This window comes from Streptomyces sp. NPDC018947, from assembly GCF_044390505.1.
Classification (GTDB): Bacteria; Actinomycetota; Actinomycetes; order Streptomycetales; family Streptomycetaceae; genus Streptomyces.
Map to the genome: position 1 here is coordinate 315,710 of NZ_JBIRZD010000004.1, position 25,673 is coordinate 341,382.

The 25,673-nt window shown below is 71.9% G+C and carries 24 protein-coding genes; 12 read left to right on the plus strand and 12 right to left on the minus strand.

Annotation, left to right across the window (positions count from 1 at the left end; translation table 11 throughout):
• Positions 1-37: 37 nt before the first annotated feature.
• The 3 genes from ACH499_RS11700 to ACH499_RS11710 form a co-directional block, all read right to left on the minus strand.
• The gene (locus ACH499_RS11700; protein WP_356205699.1) at positions 38-1,015 is read right to left on the minus strand and encodes a pirin family protein; all 978 of its coding nucleotides are present in this window, start codon (positions 1,013-1,015) and stop codon (positions 38-40) included.
• Positions 1,016-1,134: 119 nt separating this feature from the next.
• Entirely contained in the window at positions 1,135-1,644 is a 510-nt protein-coding gene (locus ACH499_RS11705) for a hypothetical protein (RefSeq protein WP_399015103.1), read from the minus strand.
• A 148-nt stretch (positions 1,645-1,792) separates the two neighbouring features.
• Positions 1,793-2,260, minus strand: coding sequence for an SseB family protein (locus ACH499_RS11710; RefSeq protein WP_189230111.1), 468 nt, complete (start codon positions 2,258-2,260; stop codon positions 1,793-1,795).
• A 149-nt stretch (positions 2,261-2,409) separates the two neighbouring features.
• Here ACH499_RS11710 and ACH499_RS11715 point away from each other — a divergent pair, with 149 nt between their 5' ends.
• From ACH499_RS11715 to ACH499_RS11730, 4 genes are all read left to right on the plus strand, one after another.
• Positions 2,410-4,236 (plus strand): acyl-CoA dehydrogenase, encoded by a 1,827-nt coding sequence (locus ACH499_RS11715; protein WP_365603034.1) that lies wholly within the window; start codon positions 2,410-2,412, stop codon positions 4,234-4,236.
• Positions 4,237-4,460: 224 nt separating this feature from the next.
• Positions 4,461-5,759, plus strand: a complete 1,299-nt coding sequence (locus ACH499_RS11720) for a M18 family aminopeptidase (RefSeq protein ID WP_356205702.1) — start codon at positions 4,461-4,463, stop codon at positions 5,757-5,759.
• A gap of 125 nt (positions 5,760-5,884) precedes the next feature.
• Complete coding sequence (locus tag ACH499_RS11725) at positions 5,885-6,136, plus strand: DUF6458 family protein (protein WP_217140427.1); 252 nt, start codon at positions 5,885-5,887, stop codon at positions 6,134-6,136.
• Positions 6,137-6,231: 95 nt separating this feature from the next.
• Positions 6,232-6,738, plus strand: coding sequence for an LURP-one-related/scramblase family protein (locus ACH499_RS11730; RefSeq protein ID WP_356205703.1), 507 nt, complete (start codon positions 6,232-6,234; stop codon positions 6,736-6,738).
• 34 nt (positions 6,739-6,772) lie between these two features.
• Here the strand turns inward: ACH499_RS11730 and ACH499_RS11735 are convergent, their stop codons facing one another.
• Entirely contained in the window at positions 6,773-7,567 is a 795-nt protein-coding gene (locus ACH499_RS11735) for a carbon-nitrogen family hydrolase (protein ID WP_399015107.1), read from the minus strand.
• A 214-nt stretch (positions 7,568-7,781) separates the two neighbouring features.
• On the opposite strand from ACH499_RS11735, the gene ACH499_RS11740 reads away from it, so the two are divergent.
• Positions 7,782-8,606, plus strand: a complete 825-nt coding sequence (locus ACH499_RS11740) for a maleylpyruvate isomerase family mycothiol-dependent enzyme (protein WP_399015109.1) — start codon at positions 7,782-7,784, stop codon at positions 8,604-8,606.
• A gap of 104 nt (positions 8,607-8,710) precedes the next feature.
• Here ACH499_RS11740 and ACH499_RS11745 read toward each other — a convergent pair whose 3' ends face one another.
• Both ACH499_RS11745 and ACH499_RS11750 read right to left on the minus strand, forming a co-directional pair.
• Positions 8,711-10,021, minus strand: a complete 1,311-nt coding sequence (locus ACH499_RS11745; RefSeq protein ID WP_399015111.1) for a nitrate/nitrite transporter — start codon at positions 10,019-10,021, stop codon at positions 8,711-8,713.
• The gene (locus ACH499_RS11750; protein WP_399015113.1) at positions 10,018-10,668 is read right to left on the minus strand and encodes a GntR family transcriptional regulator; all 651 of its coding nucleotides are present in this window, start codon (positions 10,666-10,668) and stop codon (positions 10,018-10,020) included. The genes ACH499_RS11745 and ACH499_RS11750 overlap by 4 nt, the downstream gene beginning before the upstream one ends.
• 198 nt (positions 10,669-10,866) lie before the next feature.
• Here ACH499_RS11750 and ACH499_RS11755 point away from each other — a divergent pair, with 198 nt between their 5' ends.
• Positions 10,867-11,769 (plus strand): D-alanyl-D-alanine carboxypeptidase family protein, encoded by a 903-nt coding sequence (locus ACH499_RS11755; RefSeq protein WP_399015115.1) that lies wholly within the window; start codon positions 10,867-10,869, stop codon positions 11,767-11,769.
• 156 nt (positions 11,770-11,925) lie between these two features.
• Here ACH499_RS11755 and ACH499_RS11760 read toward each other — a convergent pair whose 3' ends face one another.
• Genes ACH499_RS11760 through pdhA form a run of 3 tightly spaced genes read right to left on the minus strand, consistent with a single transcriptional unit; the run spans position 11,926 to position 15,611 of the window.
• Positions 11,926-13,374 (minus strand): dihydrolipoamide acetyltransferase family protein, encoded by a 1,449-nt coding sequence (locus tag ACH499_RS11760; protein ID WP_399015117.1) that lies wholly within the window; start codon positions 13,372-13,374, stop codon positions 11,926-11,928.
• Between the two features lie 10 nt (positions 13,375-13,384).
• Positions 13,385-14,365, minus strand: coding sequence for an alpha-ketoacid dehydrogenase subunit beta (locus tag ACH499_RS11765; RefSeq protein ID WP_356205992.1), 981 nt, complete (start codon positions 14,363-14,365; stop codon positions 13,385-13,387).
• 1 nt (position 14,366) lies between these two features.
• Positions 14,367-15,611 carry a pyruvate dehydrogenase (acetyl-transferring) E1 component subunit alpha gene (gene pdhA, locus ACH499_RS11770; RefSeq protein ID WP_356205994.1) on the minus strand — a complete coding sequence of 415 codons (1,245 nt, stop codon included), beginning with the start codon at positions 15,609-15,611 and terminating at the stop codon, positions 14,367-14,369.
• Between the two features lie 323 nt (positions 15,612-15,934).
• Between pdhA and ACH499_RS11775 the strand changes: the two genes are divergently transcribed.
• Both ACH499_RS11775 and ACH499_RS11780 read left to right on the plus strand, forming a co-directional pair.
• The gene (locus ACH499_RS11775) at positions 15,935-16,591 is read left to right on the plus strand and encodes a response regulator transcription factor (RefSeq protein ID WP_356205995.1); all 657 of its coding nucleotides are present in this window, start codon (positions 15,935-15,937) and stop codon (positions 16,589-16,591) included.
• 126 nt (positions 16,592-16,717) lie between these two features.
• Positions 16,718-17,125: a pyridoxamine 5'-phosphate oxidase family protein gene (locus ACH499_RS11780; RefSeq protein WP_356205996.1), complete on the plus strand. Its 408-nt coding sequence runs from the start codon at positions 16,718-16,720 to the stop codon at positions 17,123-17,125.
• Between the two features lie 80 nt (positions 17,126-17,205).
• On the opposite strand, the gene ACH499_RS11785 is transcribed toward ACH499_RS11780, so the two are convergent.
• A complete protein-coding gene (locus ACH499_RS11785; protein ID WP_356205998.1) occupies positions 17,206-18,816 on the minus strand; it encodes a protein kinase in 1,611 nt (536 codons plus the stop codon).
• Positions 18,817-19,156: 340 nt separating this feature from the next.
• Here ACH499_RS11785 and ACH499_RS11790 point away from each other — a divergent pair, with 340 nt between their 5' ends.
• Positions 19,157-20,791, plus strand: a complete 1,635-nt coding sequence (locus tag ACH499_RS11790; RefSeq protein WP_356206000.1) for a protein kinase — start codon at positions 19,157-19,159, stop codon at positions 20,789-20,791.
• A gap of 82 nt (positions 20,792-20,873) precedes the next feature.
• On the opposite strand, the gene ACH499_RS11795 is transcribed toward ACH499_RS11790, so the two are convergent.
• A complete protein-coding gene (locus ACH499_RS11795) occupies positions 20,874-21,416 on the minus strand; it encodes a bacterial proteasome activator family protein (RefSeq protein WP_356206001.1) in 543 nt (180 codons plus the stop codon).
• A gap of 176 nt (positions 21,417-21,592) precedes the next feature.
• On the opposite strand from ACH499_RS11795, the gene ACH499_RS11800 reads away from it, so the two are divergent.
• Positions 21,593-22,492, plus strand: coding sequence for a hypothetical protein (locus ACH499_RS11800; protein WP_399015120.1), 900 nt, complete (start codon positions 21,593-21,595; stop codon positions 22,490-22,492).
• 62 nt (positions 22,493-22,554) lie between these two features.
• On the opposite strand, the gene ACH499_RS11805 is transcribed toward ACH499_RS11800, so the two are convergent.
• The gene (locus ACH499_RS11805) at positions 22,555-23,532 is read right to left on the minus strand and encodes an NAD(P)H-quinone oxidoreductase (protein ID WP_399015122.1); all 978 of its coding nucleotides are present in this window, start codon (positions 23,530-23,532) and stop codon (positions 22,555-22,557) included.
• Between the two features lie 237 nt (positions 23,533-23,769).
• On the opposite strand from ACH499_RS11805, the gene ACH499_RS11810 reads away from it, so the two are divergent.
• Positions 23,770-24,792: an ATP-binding cassette domain-containing protein gene (locus tag ACH499_RS11810; protein ID WP_356206004.1), complete on the plus strand. Its 1,023-nt coding sequence runs from the start codon at positions 23,770-23,772 to the stop codon at positions 24,790-24,792.
• A complete protein-coding gene (locus ACH499_RS11815) occupies positions 24,789-25,637 on the plus strand; it encodes an ABC transporter permease (protein WP_356206005.1) in 849 nt (282 codons plus the stop codon). The genes ACH499_RS11810 and ACH499_RS11815 overlap by 4 nt, the downstream gene beginning before the upstream one ends.
• The last annotated feature ends 36 nt before the right edge of the window (positions 25,638-25,673 follow it).

Consider the following 25,673-nt stretch of genomic DNA (forward strand, 5'->3'; position numbering starts at 1 on the left):
TGCGCGGACAGCCCGCCCGGGTGAGGTGGCGGGACCGTCAGGCCCCGGGGCCCTCGGAGGACATGCCGTGCACCGCGGGCACGGTGCCCAGACGGCCCTTCTGGAAGTCCTCGAAGGCCTGCATGAGCTCGTCCTTGGTGTTCATGACGAACGGACCGTAGTGGGCCATGGGCTCACGGATGGGCCGGCCGCCGAGCAGCACGACCTCCAGGTCGGGGGTGTGCGAGTCCTGCTTCTCGTCCGCGCGGACGGTCAGCGAACCGCCGGCCCCGAAGACCGCCGTCTGGCCCAGGTGGATCGGACGGCGCTCGGTGCCCACGGAACCGCGCCCGGCCATCACGTACGCGAGGCCGTTGAAGTCCTCCCGCCAGGGCAGGGTGACCTCGGCGCCCGGCGCGAGCGTCGCGTGGACCATGGTGATCGGCGTGTGCGTGATGCCGGGGCCCTCGTGGCCGTCCAGCTCACCGGCGATGACGCGCAGCAGCGCGCCGCCGTCGGGGGAGGTGAGGAGCTGCACGGAACCGCTGCGGATGTCCTGGTAGCGCGGGGCCATCATCTTGTCCTTGGCCGGGAGGTTCACCCAGAGCTGGAGGCCGTGGAAGAGACCGCCGGACATGACGAGCTGCTCCGGCGGCGCCTCGATGTGCAGCAGGCCGGAGCCCGCCGTCATCCACTGGGTGTCGCCGTTGGTGATGGTGCCGCCGCCACCGTTGGAGTCCTGGTGGTCGAAGATCCCGTCGATGATGTAGGTGACGGTCTCGAAGCCGCGGTGCGGGTGCCAGGGAGTGCCCTTGGGCTCCCCGGGCGCGTACTCCACCTCACCCATCTGGTCCATCATGATGAACGGGTCGAGATGGCGGTAGTTGATCCCGGCGAACGCGCGGCGCACCGGGAAGCCCTCCCCCTCGAAACCACTGGGCGCGGTCGTGACGGTGAGCACGGGACGTGCGACGGCGTCGGCGGGTGCGGAAACACGGGGCAGCGTCAACGGGTTCTCGACGGTCACTGCAGGCATGTCGGTACCTCCTCGGGTACGCCCAGTTTAGTTGAGCGTTGAACTTTCTGCCACCTCGAAACAGAGAAAGCCCGGAGGGAATTCCCTCCGGGCTCTGCCGGCCGCACAGGACGGCGGGGTCAGCCGAGCGCGCGGACCACGCCCGAGATCATCAGACCCGCGCCCGCGGCGAGCAGGGGCAGTCCGGGCACCAGCAGCAGCACCGCCGCCCCGGCGAGCCAGGCCGTGGTGCCGCGGCCGACCTTGGTGGTACGGCCCGGGTCGCGCGGGTCGTAGAGGATCTCGACCCGCTCCTCGCCGCCGGCCGTGCCGGAGCGGGTGTGCCCGCGGCCCTCGGCGTCGGTGTAGGAGTACCGGTGGTAGCGGACCGTCGCGCCGTGCTCGTCGATGACGGCGTCCATGCCGCCCGTCAGCCGCCCCTCGGCCACGAGCCCGCGCCGCCGCAGGACGTACGCCGTGCGGCCCACCCGCAGTCCGGCGCCGGCCGTCCCCACGCCGATCGCGCCGAAGAAGGGGCCCAGCAGCCACAGGGCGTAGGAGGCGCCGTCCGCGCCGCGGACCGCGAAGAACACCGGGACGAGCACGTAGACGGCGGCCGCGGCCAGCAGGAGCCGGTCGCCCGGCGCCATTCCCGGACGTGGGCGGGGAGACAGGGATGCGGCCGTACTCCTGCGGATCACGTCGGCACGATAGGGGCCGCCCGACGACGGAAGGAATCATTCCGTCCGGACGGTCCCCCGGGACCGGCGACACTCGGCCACGCCCGCCGGGAAGGCGTCAGCCGTACATCCGGCGCATGGCGAAGTCGACCATCTGCTCGACGGCCTTGGCGTCGAAGACCATCCGGTGCTCGCCCTCCATGTCCAGCACGAAGCCGTAGCCGGTGGGCAGCAGGTCGATCACCTCCGCGCCGGTGATCACGAAGTACTTGGACTCCTTGCCCGCGTACCGGCGCAGTTCCTTGAGCGAGGTGAACATCGGGATCACCGGCTGCTGGGTGTTGTGCAGCGCGAGGAAACCGGGGTTGTCGCCGCGCGGGCAGTACACCTTGGAGGTCGCGAAGATCTGCTGGAAGTCCTCGGCGGCCATCTGCCCCGTGGTGAAGGCCCGCACCGCGTCCGCGAGCGAGGGCGGGGACGGCTCGGGGTACAGCGGCGGCTGCTGGCCGTACCCGCCGGACATGGGCTGCTGCGGCGGCGCGTACTGCTGCTGCTGAGGACCCGCGGTCTGGTCGTAGCCGTACATGCCGCACAGCGTAACGAGTAACGAGTCACAGAGGGGCGGTGCGGGGTTGCTTCTTATTACCGACGGGTAGCATCATCGTAGCTACTAGTTGGTAAGTGTTTGGGCGCGAGGAGTCAGTGCCTCGCCGATCTCTCAACGGAGCCGTCGCCATGGGGCACTACAAGCCGAATCTCCGGGACATCGAGTTCAACCTCTTCGAGGTGCTCGGCCGTGACAAGGTGTACGGCACGGGCCCGTTCGCGGAGATGGACACCGACACCGCCAGGAGCGTCCTCGAGGAGCTGTGCCGCCTCTCGGAGAACGAGCTGGCCGAGTCCTTCGCCGACGCCGACCGCAACCCGCCGGTCTTCGACCCGGAGACCAACACCGCCCCGGTCCCGGCCTCGTTCAAGAAGAGCTACCAGGCCTTCATGGACTCCGAGTACTGGCGCCTCGGCCTGCCCGAGGAGATCGGCGGCACCACCTCCCCGCGCTCCCTCATCTGGGCCTACGCGGAGCTGATCCTCGGCGCCAACCCGGCCGTGTGGATGTACTCCTCCGGCCCCGCCTTCGCGGGCATCCTCTTCGAGGAGGGCAACGAGGTCCAGAAGCACATCGCCTCGATCGCCGTCGAGAAGCAGTGGGGCTCGACCATGGTCCTCACCGAGCCGGACGCCGGCTCGGACGTGGGCGCCGGCCGCACCAGGGCCGTGCGGCAGGAGGACGGCTCCTGGCACATCGAGGGCGTGAAGCGCTTCATCACGTCCGGCGAGCACGACATGTCGGAGAACATCCTCCACTACGTCCTCGCCCGCCCCGAGGGCGCCGGCCCCGGCACCAAGGGCCTGTCCCTCTTCCTCGTCCCGAAGTACGAGTTCGACTTCGAGACCGGCGAGCTGGGCGAGCGCAACGGCGTCTACGCCACCAACGTCGAGCACAAGATGGGCCTGAAGGCGTCCAACACCTGCGAGATGACCTTCGGCGACCGCCACCCCGCCAAGGGCTGGCTGATCGGCGACAAGCACGACGGCATCCGCCAGATGTTCCGCATCATCGAGTTCGCCCGCATGATGGTCGGCACGAAGGCGATCTCCACCCTCTCCACGGGCTACCTCAACGCCCTGGAGTACGCCAAGGAGCGCGTCCAGGGCCCCGACCTGGCGAACTTCATGGACAAGACCGCCCCCAAGGTCACCATCACGCACCACCCCGACGTCCGCCGCTCGCTGATGACGCAGAAGGCGTACGCCGAGGGCATGCGCGCGCTCGTGATGTACACGGCGTCCGTGCAGGACGAGATCCAGGTCAAGGAGGCGAACGGCGAGGACGCCTCCGCCGAGCACGCCCTCAACGACCTGCTCCTGCCGATCGTCAAGGGCTACGGCTCGGAGAAGGCCTACGAGCAGCTCGCCCAGTCGCTGCAGACCTTCGGCGGCTCCGGCTTCCTGCAGGAGTACCCGATCGAGCAGTACATCCGCGACTCCAAGATCGACACCCTGTACGAGGGCACCACGGCCATCCAGGGCCAGGACTTCTTCTTCCGGAAGATCGTCCGCAACCAGGGCGCCGCGCTGAACTCGCTCGCCGAGGACATCAAGAAGTTCCTGGCGCTCGCCACCGGCGGCGAGGAGCTGTCCGGCGCCCGCGAGCACCTCGCCAAGGCCGCCGTCGAGCTGGAGGCCATCGTCGGCCTGATGCTGACCGACCTCGCGGCCACCGAGCAGGACGTCAAGAACATCTACAAGGTCGGGCTCAACACCACCCGCCTGCTGCTCGCCTCCGGCGACGTGATCGTCGGCTACCTGCTGCTCAAGGGCGCCGCCGTCGCCGCCGAGAAGCTGCCGACCGCGTCCGCCAAGGACAAGGCGTTCTACACCGGCAAGATCGCCGCGGCGAAGTTCTTCGCGGCCAACGTCCTGCCCGGCGTCACCCTGGCCCGCAAGGTCGCCCAGGGCGTCGAGCTGGACCTGATGGAGCTGGACGAGGCCGCCTTCTGACGCCCCTCGGGCGGCCCGGCGGGACACCACGGCGGTGACCCGCCGGGCCCCCGACCGGGCCCCGTCCCCCCGGGTCCCGTCAGGTCCCTTCGGAGGCCATACGGGGGTCTTCGAGGGCCTTGCGGAGCCTTCGGGGCACTGCTCCGCACTCCTCCCGAACCCCAGCGAGGGCCCGCTCCCGGCAGACGGTGAGCGGGCCCTCGCACGTCGTTAAGGTGAACCCCATGAGCGAACCCTCCCGTTTCGGTCGCGGCCACACCGACGACCTCATGTCCTTCCTCGCAGCCAGCCCGACGCCGTACCACGCGGTGGCGAACGCCGCCCAGCGGCTGGAGAAGGCCGGCTTCCGGCAGGTCGCGGAGACGGACGCCTGGGAGGGGACGGCCGGCGGCAAGTACGTCCTGCGCGGGGGCGCGATCGTCGCCTGGTACGTCCCCGAGGGCGCCGGTCCGCACACCCCCTTCCGGATCATCGGCGCGCACACCGACTCCCCCAACCTGCGCGTCAAGCCGCGGCCCGACAGCGGCGCCCACGGCTGGCGCCAGGTCGCCGTGGAGATCTACGGCGGGCCGCTGATGAACTCCTGGCTCGACCGCGACCTGGGCCTGGCCGGCCGCCTCTCCCTGCGGGACGGCTCCAGCCGGCTGGTCAACGTCGACCGCCCGCTGCTGCGCGTGCCCCAGCTCGCCATCCACATGGACCGCAACGTGTCCACGGAGGGCCTCAAGCTCGACAAGCAGCGCCACCTCCAGCCCGTGTGGGGCCTCGGCGACACCGTCCGCGACGGCGACCTCATCTCCTTCCTGGAGGAGGAGGCGGGGCTGGAGCCCGGCTCGGTGACCGGCTGGGACCTGATGACCCACTCCGTGGAGCCCCCGGCGTACCTGGGCCGCGACAAGGAGCTGGTGGCCGGTCCGCGCATGGACAACCTGCTCTCCGTGCACTCCGGGACCGCCGCCCTGGCCGCCGTCGCCACATCGGGCGCCGACCTGCCGTACATCCCCGTGCTCGCCGCCTTCGACCACGAGGAGAACGGCTCGCAGTCGGACACCGGCGCGGACGGCCCGCTGCTCGGCGGCGTGCTGGAGCGCTCGGTGTTCACGCGCGGCGGCTCGTACGAGGACCGGGCGCGGGCCTTCGCCGGCACGATCTGCCTGTCCTCCGACACCGGCCACGCCGTGCACCCCAACTACGCGGAGCGGCACGACCCGACGCACCACCCGCGCGTCAACGGCGGCCCGATCCTCAAGGTCAACGTCAACAACCGCTACGCCACCGACGGTTCGGGCCGCGCCGTGTTCGCCGCCGCCTGCGAGAAGGCGGACGTGCCCTTCCAATCCTTCGTCTCCAACAACTCCATGCCCTGCGGCACGACGATCGGCCCGATCACCGCGGCCCGGCACGGCATTCGCACCGTCGACATCGGCGTGGCCATCCTGTCGATGCACAGCGCCCGCGAGTTGTGCGGCGTGGACGACCCGCACCTGCTGGCCAACGCGCTGGTGGCGTTCCTGGAGGGCTGAGCCCCTGCGCCGCGCTCCCGGCCGGAACACCCCTGTGCCGCATGGGTGTTCCAGCCGGGGGTACCCGAACGGAACCGGATCGACCGGAAAGCCGGACCGACCGGATCTACAGGGAGGCAACACTCATGGGCCTCGGCGGGTGCATCATCCTCATCGCCGTGGGAGCCATCCTCACGTTCGCGACCGACTGGGACATGCAGGGCGTCAACCTCGACCTGGTCGGTGTCATCTTCATGATCGTCGGGCTGATCGGGGTGGCGACGTTCAGCAGCATCGCCCGGCGCCGCCGGGTGGTGATGCCGCCGACGACACCGGTCGTCGAGGAACGGCCCCACCACCACACGCGTGACGGCTACAGCGACGGCTACGGCGCCTGAGCGGCGCCGCGGCACGGGCCCGGCCCGGGGCCGGGCACTCGGCCTGTCGGCCTACCGGCCGCGTCCGGCCGGGCCGGGCGGGGAAGCGGTCACGCATGAGATTCCTCGTGTACGACCGGCTCCTCGGCTTCGGTGACGACTACTGGATCGAGGACGACAGCGGCAACAAGGCGTACCTGGTCGACGGCAAGGCGCTGCGGCTGCGGGACACCTGGGAGCTGAAGGACGCCCGGGGGCGGGTCCTCGTCGACATCCACCAGAAGATGTTCGCCCTGCGGGACACCATGGTGATCCAGCGGGGCGGCGAGCCGCTGGCGACCATCCGGCGCAAGCGGCTGTCGCTGCTGCGCAACCACTACCGGGTCTCCCTGGCCGACGGCACCGAGCTGGACGTCAGCGGCAAGATCCTCGACCGCGAGTTCGCCATCGAGTACGACGGCGAACTCCTGGCCGTCGTCTCCCGGCGGTGGCTGACCCTGCGGGACACCTACGGCGTGGACGTCGTCCGGGAGGACGCGGACCCGGCGCTGCTCATCGCGCTGACGGTGTGCGTGATCCACCTGGCGGAGAAGGAACGGGAGAAGGGCGACGAGGGCGACTGAGCCCGCCGCCCCGTCCGCGCCCGCCGCGCCGCCCTCAGGGGCGCGGTGCCTCCACGCCCAGTACCCGGTCCTTGAGGGCCGGGAACTGCTCGCGGGTGCGCGCCACCTGCGCCGGGTCGAACTCCACGGTGAGGACCTCCTCGTCCGCGCCGGCCTCCGCCAGCACCTCTCCCCACGGGTCGACCACGACCGAGTGGCCGGACTGCGGAACTCCGGCGTGGGTCCCCGCCGTTGCGCAGGCGAGGACGAACGCCTGGTTCTCCACCGCCCGCGCCCGGGCCAGGAGCGACCAGTGGGACCGTCGCCGCTCCGGCCAGCCCGCCGGGACGACGAGGGTCTCGGCACCGGCGGCGACGAGGCCGCGGAACAGCTCGGGGAAGCGGAGGTCGTAGCAGGTCGCCACGCCCAGGGTGGTCTCCGGCAGACGGACCGTCACCAGCTCGTGCCCCGCGCCCATCAGGACGGCCTCGCCCTTGTCGAAGCCGAAGCGGTGGATCTTGCGGTAGGAGGCGGCCAGCTCGCCGGAGGGGGAGAAGATCAGGGACGTGTTGTACAGCCGCCCGTCGGGGGCGCGCTCGGGGACGGATCCCGCGTGCAGCCACACGCCGGCGTCGCTCGCCGCCTTCGCCATCGCCTCGTACGTCGGGCCCTCGACCGGCTCGGCGTGCGCGTCGAACGTGTCGAACGCGAACGCGCCGGTGGTCCACAGCTCCGGCAGCACGACGAGGTCGGCGCCCGCCTGGTCCCGCACCAGCGAGGCCGCGCGCAGACGGCGCGCTTCGGCTGATTCGTCCTCGTTCACAGCGATTTGGATCAAAGAGGCGCGCACACTACCACCGTCCTGGCATTCGAGCCGTCCACTCGGGCCTACGATCGTCACACGAAAGCACTGCCGGGGTGCCGCACAGAAGCGTAACTTGGGGGTCCCCCCCGAGCGCAGCCGAGAGCTGGGGGGTTCCCAAGACCGCGCCGACCGCAGCCACCTCCCACTGGCACCGCCGCCACTACCTGCCCGTGTACCGACCGCCGAGGGGTCCCGTTCCGTGAGTCTGCATCCCACCCTCCAGCCCTACGCCGACGCCTGGACTCACTCCATCGAGGCGATATCCGAGCTGGTCCAGCCGCTTGTGGAAGCAGAATGGAACCGCCGCACCCCCTGCCCGGGCTGGTCCGTGCGGGACATCGTCTCGCACGTGATGGGGCTGGACTCCGAGATGCTCGGCGACCCGCGTCCCATCCACACGCTCCCGCGCGACCTGTTCCACGTCACCAACGAACACCAGCGCTACATGGAGATGCAGGTCGACGTCCGCCGCCACCACACGGCGCCGGAGATCACCTCCGAGCTGGAGTACATGATCATCCGGCGCAACCGCCAGCTCCGCAACGAGTCGCGGGACCCCGGCACCAAGGTGCGCGGCCCCTACGGCAGCGACCTGACGCTGGAGGAGTCCATGCGTCAGCACGCCTTCTGCGTCTGGGTGCACGAGCAGGACCTGCGCACCGCCCTCGGCCGCCCCGGCAACCTCGACTCCCCCGGTGCCCATGTCACCCGCGACGTGCTGCTCGGCGAGCTGCCGGACGTCGTCGCCGAGCGGGCGGACGCGCCGCGCAGTTCCGCCGTCGTCTTCGACGTGCACGGCCCGGTCGAGTTCCTTCGCACGATCCGCGTCGACATCCAGGGCCGCGGCACGCTGGAGACGGCTCCCGCCCTCGGCCCCGCCGCCACCCTCACTCTCGACTGGGAGACGTACGTCCGTCTCGCCTGCGGGCGCGTGACCCCGGAGGCGGTCGCGGACCGCGTCAAGGCCGAGGGCGACCCGGACCTGGCGGCGGCGATCCTGCGCCATTTCACGGTGACGCCCTGACGACGCCGCGCGGTGGGGACGGCCCGTCCGGCGCCTGAGGGCGAGGCCGCACGGCCGGATCGGGGGCCGCGGTCCCGGCCCCCGGCCGGGCCGGCCCCCGGCGCCTACGCGGGGACGTGCACCGCTTCCACCCGCCCGGCGACCAGCCGTTCCCGCTCGCGCCGCGCCACCCGCCGGCGCAGCCGCAGGATCTGCGTCACGCCCAGCGCCTGCAGCACGAACACGGACGAGAAGGCCACGGAGTAGTCGTCCCCGGTCGCGTCCAGCAGCACGCCGACCGCGAGCAGGGTGGTCATCGACGCCACGAAGCCGCCCATGTTGGTGATGCCCGACGCCGTCCCCTGCCGCTCCGCCGGGTTCGCGGGCCGCGCGAAGTCGAAGCCGATCATCGAGGCCGGCCCGCAGGCGCCGAGCACCGCGCACAGCACGACCAGCAACCACATCGGCGCGTGCGCGGCCGGGTAGGCCAGCGTGGCCGCCCACAGGGCCGCCGTCGCACCGACCGTGCCGAGCGCCAGCGGCAGCCGCGCCCCGTGGTGCCGGGCGATGATCTGGCCGTAGACGAGGCCGACCGTCATGTTGGACAGCACGACGAGGGTGAGCAGCCCGCCGGCGGTGCCCCGCGACAGCCCCTGCGCCTCCACGAGGAACGGCATCCCCCACAGCAGCAGGAACACCATCGCCGGGAACTGGGTGGTGAAGTGCACCCACAGCCCCATCCGGGTGCCCGGCTCCCGCCAGGAGGCGGCGATCTGGCGCCGCACGTAGGCCGCGCCCCGGTGCCCCACGGGCTCCGGCTCGTGCCCCTCGGGGTGGTCCTTCAGGAAGAGCACCAGAAGGACGAGGACGACCACACCCGCGAGCGCGCTGCCCGCGAAGGCCGCCGTCCAGCCGATGCCGTGCAGCAGGCGGGCGAGGACCAGCGTGGAGACCAGGTTTCCCGCCATGCCGACCAGTCCGGCGAGCTGGCCGACCAGCGGCCCGCGCCGGGCCGGGAACCAGCGGGTGCCGAGCCGCAGCACGCTGATGAACGTCATGGCGTCGCCGCAGCCGAGCAGCGCCCGGGAGGCGAGCGCGGTGCCGTACGTCGGCGAGAGGGCGAAGCCGAGCTGGCCCGCCGTGAACAGCACCGCGCCGATGCCGAGCACCTTCTTGGTGCCGAGCCGGTCCACGAGCAGGCCGACGGGTATCTGCATCCCGGCGTAGACCAGGAGCTGGAGGATGGAGAACGTGGACAGGGCCGAGGCGTTGACGTGGAAACGGTCCGCCGCGTCGAGCCCCGCCACACCCAGGGACGTGCGGAAGATGACGGCGACGAAGTAGACGGCGACGCCGACGCTCCAGACGGCCGTCGCGCGCCGGCCGCCGGGCGGATCACCCGGCAGGACGCTCTTGCCCGGGGCGGCGGAACTCATCGGACCTCACCCCGCGCCAGTTCCGAGAACCAGCCGACGTGCCGGTGCACGACGTCCACGGCCGCCTCCGCGTCACCCGAGCGCAGCGCGCCGAGGATCTCCTCGTGCTCGGCGAGGGTCTTGGCGATGCGGCCGGGATGGGAGTGCATGACGGCGACGCCCATGCGCAACTGCCGGTCGCGGAGCTGGTCGTAGAGGCGGGAGAGGATCTCGTTGCCGCCGCTGCGGACGATCTCGGCGTGGAAGCAGCGGTCGGTGACGGCCGCGGCGGCGAAGTCCCCCGCGGCGGCCTGCTCGTGCTGGCGGGCCAGCAGTTCCTCCAGCCGCTCGATGAGCGCGGGCGGTGCGGGTACGGCCTTGCGCGCCGCGTGCTCCTCGACCAGCAGCCGGGTCTCCACCACGTCCGCGATCTCCTGGGCGGAGACGGGCAGGACCAGCGCGCCCTTCTTCGGGTAGAGCTTCAGCAGGCCCTCCACCTCCAGCCGCAGCAGCGCCTCGCGCACCGGCGTGCGCGAGACGCCCACGGCCTCGGCGAGCTCGCCCTCGGTCAGGAGGATCCCGCCCTCGTAACGACGCTCCAGAACGGCCTGCTTGACGTGGGCGTACACGCGCTCGGCGGCGGGGGGTTGCTTCACGGCCATGGTCATGCCGACAGGATAGATACAACAGAGACGCAAGTGGACGCCCGTCCAGCATCCGGACAGGCGGCCACTCGTCAGGGGGACGTACCCGCCGGCGGCACAACCGTCCGCCCCCCTCGCGTGTCCCATAGACGCGGCTCGTGCCGAATCCGACCACAACGGAGCCGCGTCGCAGGACACTTCACAACAATCGGGGTACCTCACTTGATAAACGGCATTCTGGGCATCCGTCTTCGCCGAGCCACCGCCGTCGCCGTGACCACCGGTGCCGTGCTCGCGACCGGAGCCCTCTCCACCGCGCCGGCGCAGGCCGCGACCGCACCCTCGATCGCCGCCAAGGGCGGCTTCGTGATGAACGACGCGACGGGCAGGGGCCTCTACGGCAAGGCCGCGGACACCAAGCTCTCCACCGGGTCCACGACCAAGGTCATGACCGCCAAGGTCGTGCTCTCCCAGCCCAAGCTGAACCTGGACGCCAAGGTCACGATCCAGATGGCGTACAGCGACTACATCGTGTCGAAGAACGCCTCGTCCGCGCGCCTGATCGTCGGCGACAAGGTCACCGTGCGGCAGCTGCTGTACGGCCTGATGCTGCCGTCCGGCTGCGACGCCGCGTACGCCCTCGCCGACAAGTTCGGCACCGGCAGGACCCGGGCGGAGCGGGTGAAGTCGTTCATCGGCAAGATGAACTCCACCGCCAAGAGCCTCGGCCTGAAGAACACGCACTTCGACTCGTTCGACGGCATCGGCAACGGCAAGAACTACTCGACACCGCGCGACCTGACGAAGCTCGCGAGCAGCGCGATGAAGAACTCCACGTTCCGCACCATCGTCAAGACCAAGAAGTACACGGCGAAGACGACGACGAGGAGCGGCGGCACCCGCACGATGGCGCCGTGGACCAACACCAACACGCTGCTGAGCAGTTACAGCGGCGCGATCGGCGTGAAGACCGGCTCGGGTCCGCAGGCCAAGTACTGCCTGGTCTTCGCCGCGACCCGGAAGGGGAAGACGGTGATCGGCACGGTCCTCGCGTCCTCGTCCTCCACCCAGCGCGCCACGGACGCGACGCGGCTCATGAACTACGCCTTCGCGCAAGCGGGCTGACACGCCGTACCGCCCGGCCACCGCACGACGCGGAGCGCGGCGCCGCCCTGCTCGACGCGCCGCCGCGGACCGGCGGACCGGGCGCTGAGCGCCCGCGGACCGAAAGCGCCGGCCGCGTGCCCCGGAAGGAGGCACGCGGCCGGCGCTTTACGTGCGTCACGCCCAGGTGAGCAGCCTCTTCGGCTGTTCCAGGATCGCCGCGACGTCGGCGAGGACCTTGGAGCCGAGTTCGCCGTCGACCAGGCGGTGGTCGAAGCTCAGCGCCAGGGTGGTCACCTGACGCGGCTTCACCTTGCCCTTGTGGACCCAGGGCTGGGCCTTGATCGCGCCGACGGCGAGGATGGCGGACTCGCCGGGGTTGAGGATCGGCGTACCGGTGTCGACGCCGAAGACGCCGACGTTGGTGATGGTCACCGTGCCGCCCTGCATGGCCGCCGGGGAGGTCTTGCCCTCACGGGCCGTGGAGACCAGCTCGCCCAGGGACTCGGCCAGTTGCGGCAGAGTCTTGGCGTGGGCGTCCTTGATGTTCGGCACGATCAGCCCGCGCGGGGTGGCGGCGGCGATGCCCAGGTTCACGTAGTGCTTGACCACGATCTCCTGAGCGGCCTCGTCCCAGGACGCGTTGATGTCCGGGTTGCGCTTGATCGCCACGAGCAGGGCCTTGGCGATCAGCAGGAGCGGGTTCACCCGCAGGCCCGCGAACTCCTTGTCCTGCTTCAGCTCCTCGACCAGCTTCATCGTGCGCGTCACGTCGACCGTCACGAACTCCGTGACGTGCGGCGCGGTGAACGCCGAGCCGACCATCGCCGCGGCCGTCGCCTTGCGCACGCCCTTGACCGGAACACGGGTCTCGCGCGCCGTGTCGTACGACACCGGCGCCGCCGGGGCCGCGGGTGCGGGCGTGGGCGCCTCGGCGGCGGGGGCCGCCTCGGGTGCGGGGGCGGGTGCCACCGCCGCGTGGACGTCCTCGCGCGTGATGACGCCGTCGGGGCCCGACGGGACCACGGTCGTCAGGTCGACCCCGAGGTCCTTGGCGAGCTTGCGGACCGGGGGCTTGGCCAGCGGGCGCTCCCGGGTGACCGGGCCGTGGCCGTTCATCTCGGCCTGGACGGCTGCCGCCGCCTGCCGGGCCGGGTCCGCCGGGGCGTCCTGGGCCTTGCGGGGACGGCGGCGGGTCGAGGAGGTGGCGACGCCGTAGCCGACCAGGACCGGCTGGCGGCCCTCCGGCTTCTTCTCCTCCGCCGGAGCCGCCGGAGCCGTCGCCGCCGGGGCGGGGGCCGGGGCGGGGGCCGGGGCCTGCGCCGGTTCCGGCGCGGCTTCCCGCGCCGGAGCGTCGGCCGCGCCCCCGCCGACGGCGACCGCGATGATCGACGTGCCCACGTCGACCGTGGTGCCCTCGGGGAAGTGCAGCTCGCGGACCACCCCGTCGTACGGGATGGGCAGCTCGACGGCGGCCTTGGCCGTCTCGACCTCGCACACGATCTGCCCGTCGGTGACCGTGTCACCGGGCTGGACGTACCACTTGAGGATCTCGGCCTCGGTGAGTCCCTCGCCCACGTCGGGCATCTTGAACTCGCGCACCGCGCTCTCAGTCATCGTCGTCAACGCCCTCTCCTCAGTACGCCAGCGAGCGGTCGACGGCATCCAGCACCCGGTCCAGGTCGGGCAGGTACTCCTCCTCCAGCCGCGCCGGCGGGTACGGCGCGTGGTAGCCGCCGACCCGGAGCACCGGGGCCTCCAGGTGGTAGAAGCACCGCTCGGTGATCCGGGCCGCGATCTCCGCGCCCGAGCCCAGGAACACCGGCGCCTCGTGGACGACCACCAGACGGCGGGTCTTCTCCACCGACGCCTGGATCGTGTCGAAGTCGACCGGGGAGATGGACCGCAGGTCCACCACCTCCAGCGAGCGGCCCTCCTCGGCCGCCGCGTCGGCGACCTCCTGGCACAGCTTCACCATCGGCCCGTACGCCGCCAGCGTGAGGTCGCTGCCCTCGCGCACGACGCGAGCCCTGTGCAGCGGGCCCGGGATCGCCTCGGTGTCGACCTCGGCCTTGTCCCAGTAGCGCCGCTTGGGCTCGAAGTAGATCACCGGGTCGTCGCTCTGGATGGCCTGCTGCATCATCCAGTACGCGTCCGCCGCGTTCGACGGGGAGACCACCTTGAGGCCCGCCACGTGCGCGAACAGCGCCTCGGGGGACTCGGAGTGGTGCTCCACGGCGCCGATGCCGCCGCCGTAGGGGATGCGGACGACGACCGGCATCTTGACCTTGCCGAGCGACCGGGCGTGCATCTTCGCGAGCTGCGTGACGATCTGGTCGTACGCCGGGAAGACGAAACCGTCGAACTGGATCTCCACCACCGGGCGGTAGCCGCGCAGCGCGAGGCCGATGGCGGTGCCGACGATGCCGGACTCGGCCAGCGGGGTGTCGATCACCCGGTCCTCGCCGAAGTCCTTCTGCAGCCCGTCGGTCACCCGGAAGACGCCGCCGAGCTTGCCGACGTCCTCACCCATGATCAGGACCTTGGGGTCCGCGTCGAGCGCGCGGCGCAGCGACTCGTTGATCGCCTTGGCCAGCGCCATCTTCTCCGCAGCCATGTCAGACCCCCTCACCCGCGGCGAAGCCGCTGCCGGACTCAGTCGTGAACGACGCCTGGTAGGCGGCGAACTGGGCGCGCTCCTCGTCGACGAGTGCGTGCCCGTCCGCGTACACGTTCTCGAAGATGGCGAACCGGTCCGGGTCGGGCATGGCACGGACCACTTCGCGCACCCGCTTGCCCAACGCCTCGCTCTCCGCCTCCAGTTCCCCGAAGAACGCCTCGTCCGCGTGGTTCGAGGACTCCAGGTGGCGGCGCAGGCGCAGGATCGGGTCCTTGGCCTCCCAGGCGGCCCGCTCGTCGTCGTGGCGGTAGCGGGAGGGGTCGTCCGAGGTGGTGTGCGCGCCCATGCGGTAGGTGAACGCCTCGATCAGCGCCGGGCCCTCGCCGCGCCGCGCGCGCTCCAGCGCCCAGCGGGTGACGGCCAGGCAGGCCAGCACGTCGTTGCCGTCCACGCGGACGCCCGGGAAACCGAAGCCCTGGGCGCGCTGGTACAGCGGCACACGGGTCTGCTTCTCGTTGGACTCCGAGATCGCCCACTGGTTGTTCTGGCAGAAGAACACCACCGGGGCGTTGTAGACCGCCGCGAAGTTGAACGCCTCGCTGACGTCGCCCTGGCTGGAGGCGCCGTCGCCGAAGTAGGCGACCACCCCGGAGTCCGCGCCGTCCTTGGCGACGCCCATCGCGTAGCCCGTGGCGTGCAGCGCCTGGGAGCCGATCACGATGGTGTACAGGTGGAAGTTGTTGCTGTTGGGGTCCCACCCGCCGTTGTTCACCCCGCGGAACATGCCGAGGAGGTTGGTCGGGTCCACCCCGCGGCACCAGGCGACCCCGTGCTCACGGTAGGTGGGGAAGACGTAGTCGTCCTCGCGGGTGGCGCGTCCCGAGCCGATCTGGGCGGCCTCCTGGCCCAGCAGCGAGGCCCACAGGCCCAGTTCGCCCTGACGCTGCAGTGCGGTGGCCTCGGCGTCGAAACGCCGGGTGAGCACCATGTCGCGGTACAGACCGCGCAGGTCGTCGGGGGTGATGTCGGCGACGTACTCGGCGTACTCCGCGTAGGCCGCCTTCCTGACGCGCTTGCCCTCGGGCGTCAGAAGCTGCACGAGCTCCGTCGCGGAGCCCTTTCCGGCAGCGGTGCGGGTGGTGCGCTTGGCGCCGGTGGTGCCGGCCTTGCTGCCGGTGGCGCCGGCTGCCTTGCTTCCGGCGCTGCGTCGCGGCTTTCGCGCGGCAGTGCTCTCCACGGTCACGTGTGCTCCTCCGTCGGTCCGGCCCCCGGGTTCGCCGGGCGCCAGTGCGGCTCACCTGCGGCCCGGCGGTCGCACAGGGTGGGTGCGGCCCGGTCGGGAACAGGCGTGACAGGTGCCCCGGCGAGCATCCCTGCAAAAGGCACGTTACCCAGAACTCCACATTTCTGTGAAACCCCTCCTGACCTGCGTTTTTACTCGGATTTCCAAGTAAATCGGCGAAGTGCGGAAGGTGTCCTGGTCACAGCCTCGCAGGGGGCCGGAACAACGGCACGTTATCCCGGCCACCCCGGGCACGGGAAGAGCCGGTGTGTGAGACTGAGCGCGTGCGCGAAGACCGAAAAATCCGGGTATTCCTCCTCGACGACCACGAGGTCGTGCGCCGGGGTGTGCACGAGCTGCTGGCCCAGGAGGCCGACATGGAGGTCGTCGGCGAGGCCGGCACGGCGGCCGACGCGCTCGCCCGGGTCCCCGCCACCCGGCCGGACGTCGCGGTGCTCGACGTCCGGCTCCCCGACGGCAGCGGGGTCGAGGTGTGCCGCGAGATCCGCTCCCGCGACGAGTCGGTCCGGTGCCTCATGCTCACCTCCTTCGCCGACGACGAGGCCCTCTTCGACGCGATCATGGCGGGGGCCTCGGGTTATGTCCTCAAGGACATCCGGGGCGCCGAGCTGCTGGCCGCCGTGCGGGACGTCGCCGGCGGCAGGTCGCTGCTCGACCCGGCGGCCACCGCGCGCGTGCTGGAGCGGCTGCGCGCCGGCGGTGCCCGCGGCGACGAGAGGCTCGCCGGCCTGACCGACCAGGAGCGCCGGATCCTGGAGCTGATCGGCGAGGGGCTCACCAACCGGGCGATCGGCGAGCGGCTGCACCTGGCCGAAAAGACGATCAAGAATTATGTGTCAAGTCTGCTGGCCAAACTGGGTATGCAGCGACGTTCCCAGGCGGCCGCGTTCGTGGCCCGGATGCAGGCGGAGAACCGGTAGACCGGCACCGGACCCACCGGTAACGGCGGAACCACCCGGAAAGAGCACTTTCTCGGGACTTACGTCCCCTCCCGACGGGGCGGGGGACTCTGTTTCCCCCCGCGTTCCCGTGCGCACAGTGAGTGCATGCCCTCCGACGCACAGCTCGCCGTCGGCCTGCTCGGCCGCACCGCCTACGGCCGGGCGGCCACCAGCATGCGCGCCCTGCCCTTCCTCGCCTTCGCCCGGCACATCGTGACCGACGGCCGGGTCCTGCTGCGGATGCCCGCGAGCTGCGGCTTCCACCGGGTGTGCGCCGGGAGCGTCGTCGCGTACGGCTCCGACAACCTGGGCTCCGCCCGGCCGGGGGAGGGCACGTGGGCCGTGCAGGTGGTGGGCCGCTGCGAACCCCACGCACCGACGCCCGCCGAGATCGAGCGGTTCGGCCCGGCGCCGGGCCACGTGGACGGCGAGCCGTTCGAGCCCGTCTATCTGCGCCTGGAGCCCCGGTTCGGCTCGGTGCACGTGTCGGAGGGCACCGCCGGCCCCCGGTGAACGTCCGGCACGACGCCGCGGAACGCGACGCGCGCGTGGACCCGGCTCGGGGTCGCACGCGCGCGTGGGGACTTTCGGGGTCAGCCTCCGAGGTTGTCCGTGCCGCCCGGCAGGCCGGTCGTGCCGCCGGTCGGCTCACCGCCGTCCGTCGGCTCACCGCCGTCCGTGGGCGTCGACGGCTCCGTCTGTCCGCCGGTCGGCTCGCCGCCGTCGGTGGGCGTGGACGGCTCCGTCTGGCCGTCGGTCGGCTCGCCGGTCGGCTCGTCCGTCGCGGTCTGGGACGGCGTGTACGACGGCGTGTACGGCCGCTCCCAGTCCCCTCCGGTGCCGCTCCCGCCGGTGCCCTGCTCCGAGCCCGGGTCGGTGGTCTCGTGCGTCTCCTCGTCGCTGGGCGAGGAACTGGGCGACTCGCTGCCGGTGCTCTGCGAGGTGGTGGGCTTCGGGGAGGTCCCCGGGCCGCCGCCCTCGCCGCCGCCGCTGTTGTTCAGGGCCAGCGCGACGCCCGCGACGACGGCGATCACCGCGAGGACGGCCAGGACCCACAGCTTGCCCCGGCCGCTGCCCTTGTTGCCGTGGCCCTCGAAGCCGCCGTCGTCCCCACCGCCGTAGCCGCCCGGCAGGATCTGCTGGGGGATCTGCGTGGTGCCCGAGCCGTGGTCGGGGTGCGGCAGCATCGCGGTGCCCGCCATCCCGGCCGCCGGGGTGTGCCGGCCGTCGTGCATGTCAACGGGGCCGGTGTTCCAGGTGCCGGTGTGGCCGCCCTGCTCGTAGAGCATCTGGAGCCCGTACTGGACCAGCCCGCGCATCTCCTCGGCGGTCTGGAAGCGGTCGTCGGGCTCCTTGGCCAGGGAGCGCATCACGAGCCCGTCCAGCTCCGGCGGGCAGGCGTCGGAGACCTCGGACGGAGGCGTCGGGATGTCCTGGACGTGCTGGTAGACCACCGACAGCGGGGTCTCGCCGGTGAACGGCGGGCGCAGCGCGAGGAGTTCGTAGAGCAGGCAGCCCGTCGCGTACAGGTCGGAGCGGTGGTCGACGGCCTTGCCGAGCGCCTGCTCCGGGGAGAGGTACTGCGGGGTGCCCATGACCATGCCGGTCTGCGTCATCGTCGTGGACGCGCCGTGCAGGGCGCGGGCGATGCCGAAGTCCATGACCTTCACGGCACCGTTGTGCGTGATGATCACGTTGGCCGGCTTGATGTCGCGGTGCACGATGCCGTGCTGGTGCGAGTAGGCGAGCGCCTCCAGGACGCCCGAGACGATGATCAGGGCCTGCTCGGGGCCGGGCGCCTCGGCGTTGAGGAGGAGGTCGCGGATGGTGCGGCCCTCGACGATCTCCATCACGATGTACGGCACCGACTGACCGCCGACGACGTCCTCGCCGGAGTCGTACACGGCCACGATGGCATGGTGGTTGAGCCCGGCCACCGACTGTGCCTCGCGCGTGAAGCGGGCCTTGGAGACCGGGTCCTCGGCGAGGTCGGCGCGCAGCAGCTTGACCGCCACGGTGCGGCCGAGGCGGACGTCCTCCGCCGCGAACACCTCGGCCATGCCGCCCCGCCCGAGCCTGCGGGTCAGCCGGTACCGGCCGTCGCCGACCAAGCCGCCGTTGCCCCAGGTCTCCGGCGCGTCAGACATACCGCCGCCAGTCGCCTCGGGTTCGGACGGGCCCTGGGCGCGCTGCTGCTGTGCCATCAGTCCTCGCCGTCGTTTCTGCCCGCGGTGCGCGCGGTGTAGTTACGGTCTCCGTCGGCCACGCTACAGCCTCCCTGGGGGCCTTTGGTCCGGGACGGGAGCCGGGACCGGACAAGAGACGGACCGGTCATGAAACCCTGCGTCCGCGCTGTCGTGCAAATTCCGTGTGCCGGCCGTACACCCCCTGTAACGCTTCCGCACCGCTTCCTTCGCGTACGGTCACGGAACGGGCACCGCGCTTGACGTGTCGGTGCCCTGGGGCAGACTTGGCCGGGAATAGCACTTTCGATCACCAAGCGCTCGCGCCGCTGCCGCCGGCGCCTACGGGGGAAGCAGACACATGAGCCAGGACGCCGGACAGGGCCGGTACGCGGGGCAGGCACTCGCCGGCGGCCGCTACCAGCTGCGCGACTTGCTCGGCGAGGGCGGCATGGCCTCGGTGCACCTGGCGTACGACTCGGTGCTGGACCGTCAGGTCGCGATCAAGACGCTGCACACCGAACTGGGCCGGGAACAGGCCTTCCGCGAGCGTTTCCGCCGCGAGGCCCAGGCCGTGGCCAAGCTCACGCACACCAACATCGTCTCCGTCTTCGACACCGGCGAGGACGATCTCGGCGGCGCGACGATGCCGTACATCGTCATGGAGTACGTCGAGGGCCGGCCGCTCGGCTCGGTGCTGGACGAGGACATCCGGCAGTTCGGCGCCATGCCGGCCGACAAGGCCCTGAAGATCACCGCGGATGTGCTGGCGGCGCTGGAGATCAGCCACGAGATGGGCCTGGTCCACCGGGACATCAAGCCGGGCAACGTGATGATGACCAAGCGCGGCGTGGTCAAGGTGATGGACTTCGGCATCGCCCGCGCCATGCAGTCCGGTGTGACGTCGATGACGCAGACCGGCATGGTCGTCGGCACCCCGCAGTACCTCTCGCCGGAACAGGCCCTCGGCCGCGGCGTGGACGCCCGCTCCGACCTGTACTCGGTCGGCATCATGCTGTTCCAACTGGTCACCGGGCGGCTGCCGTTCGACGCGGACTCCCCGCTGGCCATCGCCTACGCGCACGTGCAGGAGGAGCCGGTGGCTCCCTCCTCCGTCAACCGCGCGCTGCCCCCCGCCGTGGACGCGCTGGTCGCCCGGGCCCTGAAGAAGAACCCCAACGAGCGCTTCCCCAGCGCCGAGGCCATGCGCGACGAGTGCCTGCGGGTGATGGCCTCCTTCCAGGCGGCCCCGCCGAGCATCGTGCCCGGCGCGCACACGCCGAGCGGTTCGGGCGTCGGCTCCGCGGTGTTCCCGCCGCTCGACCAGACCGGCCAGGCGGCCCCCGGCCCGGTCCAGACCCCGTACACGCCCGCGCCGAATCCGTACGGCACCCCGGCACCGGCGGCGCCCTCCCCGGCGTACGGCTATCCGCAGCAGGGGGGTTACCCGACGCCCGCGGCCTACGCGCCGCAGCAGGGGGCGGCGACGCCTCCGCCGTACACCATCTCGCCCCAGTCCCAGGGGTCCGGCGGCTCGGGCGGCGGCAGGAGCAGCCGGCTCGTGCTCATCGGCGTGGGCGTGGTCGCGGTCCTCGCGGTGGGCGGCCTGATCGCGGCGCTGATGACGCGCGGCGGCGAGGAGGAGCCCCAGGGCGGTGGCGGCGGTACCAGCGCCTCAGCGTCGGCCAAGCCGGAGGGCTACCGCGGGCCCGACCTGACGAAGACGATCGAGCAGGACGAGTGCACGGAGCCGGAGGAGTCGTACAACGACCCCGACAAGATCCGCGTGCCCGACTTCACGTTCAAGTACATCGGCTCGGTCAAGGAGTGCTTCCAGGCGGCCGGCTGGACGATGAAGGTCGTGAAGGTCGACGAGAACACCTACGGCGAGGGCTCGATCCGCGAGCAGTTCCCCACGGCCGGTACGGACGTCGACCCCGAGAACATGCCGGAGATCCAGCTCAAGGTCTCGACGGGCAACCCCCCGTCGTCCTGACCCCCGCCCCTACGACGGAAGGGCCCGGCAGCCGGTGCTGCCGGGCCCTTGCACGGTCCGGGTTGCGGGGTGCCTGCGGTGCCTACAGGTAGGGGCCGCCCGAGCGGCCGCCCGGGTGGGGTTCCTCGCCCTCGTGGCCGAGGCCCGGCGGAAGCGCCCGGCGCATCTGCTCGAGCTGGGCGCGCGCCGCCATCTGCTGGGCGAACAGCGTGGTCTGGATCCCGTGGAACAGACCCTCCAGCCAGCCGACGAGCTGGGCCTGGGCAATGCGCAGTTCGGCGTCGGTGGGCGTCGCGTCGTCCGTGAAGGGCAGCGAGAGGCGCTCCAGCTCCTCGACCAGCTCCGGGGCGAGGCCGTCCTCCAGCTCCTTCACGGAACTGGCGTGGATCTCCTTGAGCCGGGCCCGGCTCGCCTCGTCCAGGGGAGCGACGCGCACCTCCTCCAGCAACTGCTTGATCATGCTGCCGATCCGCATGACCTTGGCGGGCTGCTCCACCTGCTCCGTCACGGGGGTCTCACGGGACTCCCCGTCCCCGTCACCGCCCCCGCTCAACGCCATTCCGTCCTGGCCGACGACCAGGATCTGGGGATTGTCCGGCGACCTGTCGTTCCTCGGCATCTCCATGCCGCCATTCTCTCGCACCCGTACGGCCCGTCCGTGTGGCGCCCCCCGGTGAAGCGTGGTCCACCGCGTACGGCGGAGTCCGGAATGCCGGGGTGAGCGAGGGATGTGAGGCTTGTTCCGTCCATTTTTCGGCAACGGTCGCTCTGGCGACCGCTCACCGGGAGGGGGTCACCGACGTGACTCCATGGCTGCGCACCGTGCGCGTGACGGGACTGGCGGGGGTGCTGGGGGCGGGCGTACTGGTGTCGCCCTGGGCGGTCGGAGTCGCCCACGGGGCCGGTGTGGCGGGGGTGGCCGTCGTCTCCCCGTCGGGTCCGGGCGGCGTACCGGGGCGTGTGGCGGGCGGTACTCCGAGGCGTGTGGCGGGCGGCGGTCCCGTCGCGGGGGCCGGGCAGGCGGTGGGGTCCGCTCCCGGTGCCGCCGACGATCCCGGGCTCGCGGCCCGCCCGGACGGTCCGGGGCGCCCCGGACGTCCCGACGGCTCCGGCAGCAGTCCCGACGGCCCCCGTCACCCCGACGGCCCGGGCCGCTCCGACGGGCCCGACGGTCCGCACGGCAGGGGCGAGCCCGGCGACGCTCCCTCGCCCGGCACCTCCGACGACGCCGACGCGTCCGGCGCGGGCGACGCACGGCCCAGCTCCGGTGCGGGGGACGGCTCGGGCCGGGGCTCCCCGACGCCCTCGTCCTCCTCCTCCGCGTCCCCGTCCCGCCCCGCGTCCGCCGGGGAACCGTCCCGGGCCGGCAGCAGGCCCGGCGAGGGGCGGCAGCGGCCCGGGCGGCAGGAGGCGCGGGACGCGGAGGAGGACGGCGCGGAGCGGAACGCCGATGAAGGGGCCGGGGACGGCGGGCGGGGCAGGGACCTCCCCGGCCGCCCGGACACCGACGTGACGCCCGGCGAGGCCGCCGTGCCGTCCTCCGCGGCCCCCACACCGACGCGGCGGCAGGCCGGCACCGAGGCCGGGAGCGCCGTCGAGCCGGTCCTGGAGGTCCTGCCGCTGGGCAGCGGGCTGGTCCTCATCGGGCTCGGGCTGGCGCTGGGCCTCGTCGGCCTGCGCCTGCGACGGGGCGAGGGCTGAGGCGGCGAGGGCGGGTGCCCACACCCGCCGGACCCCGCCCCGCCTCGGGGGCCCGTACGCTCCTACGCGACCAGCAGCACCTTGCCGATGTGGCCGCTCTCCTCCACGATCCGGTGCGCGTCGGCCGCCTCGCTCATCGGGAGTTCGCGGTCGACGACCGGCCGGACACGGCCCCCGGCGATCAGCGGCCAGACGTGCTCGCGCACGGCCGCCACGATGGCCGCCTTCTCCTCCAGCGGCCGGGCGCGCAGCGAGGTCGCGCTGACGGCGGCGCGCTTGGCGAGGAGCGCGCCGATGTTCAGCTCGCCCTTGCGTCCGCCCTGGAGCCCGATGATCGCGAGCCGCCCGTTGACGGCCAGGACCTGCACGTTGCGGTCCAGGTACGCGCCGCCCATGTTGTCCAGGACGACGTCGGCGCCCGCGCCGCCGGTGGCCTCCTTCACCTCGGCGACGAAGTCCTGCTCCCGGTAGTTGATCAGGATGTCGGCGCCCAGCTCGGCGCAGCGCTCCAGCTTCTCCTTCGTCCCGGCCGTCACGGCGACCCTGGCGCCGACCGCCTTGCCGAGCTGGATCGCCATGGTGCCGATGCCGCTGGAGCCGCCGTGCACGAGCAGCGTCTCGCCGGGGCGGAGGTGGGAGACCATGAAGACGTTCGACCAGACGGTGCTGACCACCTCGGGCAGGGCCGCCGCCTCCCGCAGACCGACGCCCTCGGGGACCGGCAGGAGCTGGCCGGCCGGGACGACGACCCTCTCGGCGTAGCCGCCGCCGGAGAGCAGCGCGCACACCTCGTCGCCGACGGACCAGCCCGACACCCCCGGTCCGAGCGCCGCGACGCGCCCGGAGCACTCCAGGCCGGGGTAGGGGGACGCACCGGGCGGCGGGTCGTAGAAGCCCTGGCGCTGCATGATGTCGGCCCGGTTGACGGCGCTGGCCGCCACCTCGACCAGGACCTCGCCCTCGCCGGGCACCGGGTCGGGGACCTCGGACGACACCAGTGCCTCGGGGCCGCCGGGTTCGGAAATCGTGATCGCATGCATGGGGCCGACGGTACTCCGCGGCCCCGCCGGGCGCCCCGCCCGCGTGCCCCGGCACGCACGTCCGGCGCCGGGGCCGTTCACGGGAAGAACCAGGCCCGTTCGCGGGAAGACCAGGGCCGTTCGCGGGAGGAAACGCCCCCGCGCCGTCCTCGGAGAGTCCCGGTCCGGACCGATGAGTTCTCGCGGCGGTGAAGGTCTTCCCATGGGTAGCCGAAATGCGCGGAAGGACCCCCACGTATGAGCACGCACACGTCCGGGCTCGCGATCGAGACCGCGGGCCTGGTGAAGACGTTCGGCGAGACCCGGGCCGTGGACGGTGTGGATCTCGCGGTGCCCGCCGGCACGGTGTACGGCGTTCTCGGCCCCAACGGCGCCGGCAAGACCACCACGGTGAAGATGCTCGCCACCCTGCTGCGGCCCGACGGCGGCCAGGCCCATGTCTTCGGCCACGACGTGGTGCGGGAGGCGGACGAGGTACGCGGCCGGGTGAGCCTCACCGGGCAGTACGCGTCCGTGGACGAGGACCTCACCGGCACCGAGAACCTGGTGCTGCTGGGCCGGCTCCTCGGGCACGGCAAGAAGGCCGCGCGGGAGCGGGGGGACCAGCTCCTGGCGGCCTTCGGGCTGACGGAGGCGGCGGCGAAGCAGGTCAAGCACTACTCCGGCGGCATGCGGCGCCGCATCGACATCGCCGCGTCCATCCTCAACACCCCCGACCTGCTCTTCCTCGACGAGCCGACGACCGGCCTCGACCCGCGCAGCCGCAACCAGGTGTGGGACATCGTCCGCGCGGTCGTCGCCCAGGGCACCACCGTGCTGCTGACCACCCAGTACCTGGACGAGGCCGACCAACTGGCGTCCCGGATCGCCGTCATCGACAAGGGCAAGGTGATCGCCGAGGGCACCAAGGGCGAGCTGAAGGCGTCCGTCGGCGCCGGCTCCGTCCATCTGCGGCTGCGCGACGCGGGCCTGCGGCCCCGGGCCGAGCGGATGCTGCGGGAGCTGCTCGACGCCGAGGTGCAGCTCGAACCCGACCCCGTGGCCCTGACCGCCCGTCTCGGTGCGACAGCCGACGACACGGCCGCCGAGCAGGCCGCCCGGGCACTGGGCGAGCTGGCCCGCAACGGCGTCACCGTCGACGACTTCTCCCTCGGACAGCCCAGTCTCGACGAGGTCTTCCTGGCCCTGACCGGGCACGACACCGGCCACGGCACGGGCAACGGCCCCGGCCACGACACGAAGGACGAGGTGGCGGCATGAGCACGGCCACGAGCACCGGGAGCAAGGACCTCGCGCCGGTCAGTACCGAGTCGCTGGCGGCCCTGCTGGTCGGCCGGGAGCGCCCGCCGCGGCCCAGCTCCCTGTCGACGTCCCTGACCTTCGGTTGGCGCGCGGTCCTCAAGATCAAGCACGTGCCGGAGCAGCTCTTCGACGTCACGGCCTTCCCGATCATGAACCTGCTGATGTTCACGTACCTCTTCGGCGGTGCGCTGGCCGGGTCCCCCGGTGACTACATCCAGTTCGTGCTGCCGGGCATCCTGGTCATGTCCGTCGTGATGATCACGATGTACACGGGGGTCTCGGTGAACATCGACATCGAGAAGGGCGTCTTCGACCGCTTCCGCTCGCTGCCGATCTGGCGTCCCTCGGCGATGGTCGGCTATCTGCTCGGCGACGCCCTGCGCTACACGATCGCCTCGGCCGTCATGCTGGCCGTGGGCCTGCTCCTCGGCTACCGGCCGGACGGCGGCTTCCTCGGCGTGGTCGCCGCGATCGCGCTGCTGCTGGTGTTCTCGTTCGCCTTCTCGTGGATCTGGACCATGTTCGGGCTCATGCTGCGCACCGAGAAGTCGGTGATGAGCGTCAGCATGATGGTGATCTTCCCGCTCACCTTCCTGTCCAACGTCTTCGTGGACCCGAAGACCATGCCGGGCTGGCTCCAGGCGTTCGTCAACAACAGCCCGATCACCCATCTCGCGTCCGCCGTGCGCGAGCTGATGGCGGGCCGGTGGCCGGGCGGCGAGATCGTCTGGACGCTGGGCTGGGCGGGACTGTTCCTGCTGGTCTTCGGGCCGGTCACCATGCGGCTCTACAACCGCAAGTAGCCGGTGCCCGGGGCGCCCGGCGGCCCGGCGCTCCCG

Excerpts from the sequence above, each read along its gene's own strand:
- ACH499_RS11715 (WP_365603034.1), top strand. The coding sequence starts at position 2,410 with ATGGGGCACTACAAGCCGAATCTCCGGGACATCGAGTTCAACCTCTTC.
- ACH499_RS11790 (WP_356206000.1), top strand. The coding sequence starts at position 19,157 with ATGAGCCAGGACGCCGGACAGGGCCGGTACGCGGGGCAGGCACTCGCC.
- ACH499_RS11780 (WP_356205996.1), top strand. The coding sequence starts at position 16,718 with ATGCCCTCCGACGCACAGCTCGCCGTCGGCCTGCTCGGCCGCACCGCC.
- ACH499_RS11805 (WP_399015122.1), bottom strand. The coding sequence starts at position 23,532 with ATGCATGCGATCACGATTTCCGAACCCGGCGGCCCCGAGGCACTGGTG.
- ACH499_RS11700 (WP_356205699.1), bottom strand. The coding sequence starts at position 1,015 with ATGCCTGCAGTGACCGTCGAGAACCCGTTGACGCTGCCCCGTGTTTCC.
- ACH499_RS11765 (WP_356205992.1), bottom strand. The coding sequence starts at position 14,365 with ATGGCTGCGGAGAAGATGGCGCTGGCCAAGGCGATCAACGAGTCGCTG.
- ACH499_RS11815 (WP_356206005.1), top strand. The coding sequence starts at position 24,789 with ATGAGCACGGCCACGAGCACCGGGAGCAAGGACCTCGCGCCGGTCAGT.
- ACH499_RS11810 (WP_356206004.1), top strand. The coding sequence starts at position 23,770 with ATGAGCACGCACACGTCCGGGCTCGCGATCGAGACCGCGGGCCTGGTG.
- ACH499_RS11795 (WP_356206001.1), bottom strand. The coding sequence starts at position 21,416 with ATGGAGATGCCGAGGAACGACAGGTCGCCGGACAATCCCCAGATCCTG.
- ACH499_RS11725 (WP_217140427.1), top strand. The coding sequence starts at position 5,885 with ATGGGCCTCGGCGGGTGCATCATCCTCATCGCCGTGGGAGCCATCCTC.
- ACH499_RS11745 (WP_399015111.1), bottom strand. The coding sequence starts at position 10,021 with ATGAGTTCCGCCGCCCCGGGCAAGAGCGTCCTGCCGGGTGATCCGCCC.
- ACH499_RS11710 (WP_189230111.1), bottom strand. The coding sequence starts at position 2,260 with ATGTACGGCTACGACCAGACCGCGGGTCCTCAGCAGCAGCAGTACGCG.
- ACH499_RS11750 (WP_399015113.1), bottom strand. The coding sequence starts at position 10,668 with ATGACCATGGCCGTGAAGCAACCCCCCGCCGCCGAGCGCGTGTACGCC.
- ACH499_RS11785 (WP_356205998.1), bottom strand. The coding sequence starts at position 18,816 with ATGGCACAGCAGCAGCGCGCCCAGGGCCCGTCCGAACCCGAGGCGACT.
- ACH499_RS11730 (WP_356205703.1), top strand. The coding sequence starts at position 6,232 with ATGAGATTCCTCGTGTACGACCGGCTCCTCGGCTTCGGTGACGACTAC.
- ACH499_RS11705 (WP_399015103.1), bottom strand. The coding sequence starts at position 1,644 with ATGGCGCCGGGCGACCGGCTCCTGCTGGCCGCGGCCGCCGTCTACGTG.
- ACH499_RS11720 (WP_356205702.1), top strand. The coding sequence starts at position 4,461 with ATGAGCGAACCCTCCCGTTTCGGTCGCGGCCACACCGACGACCTCATG.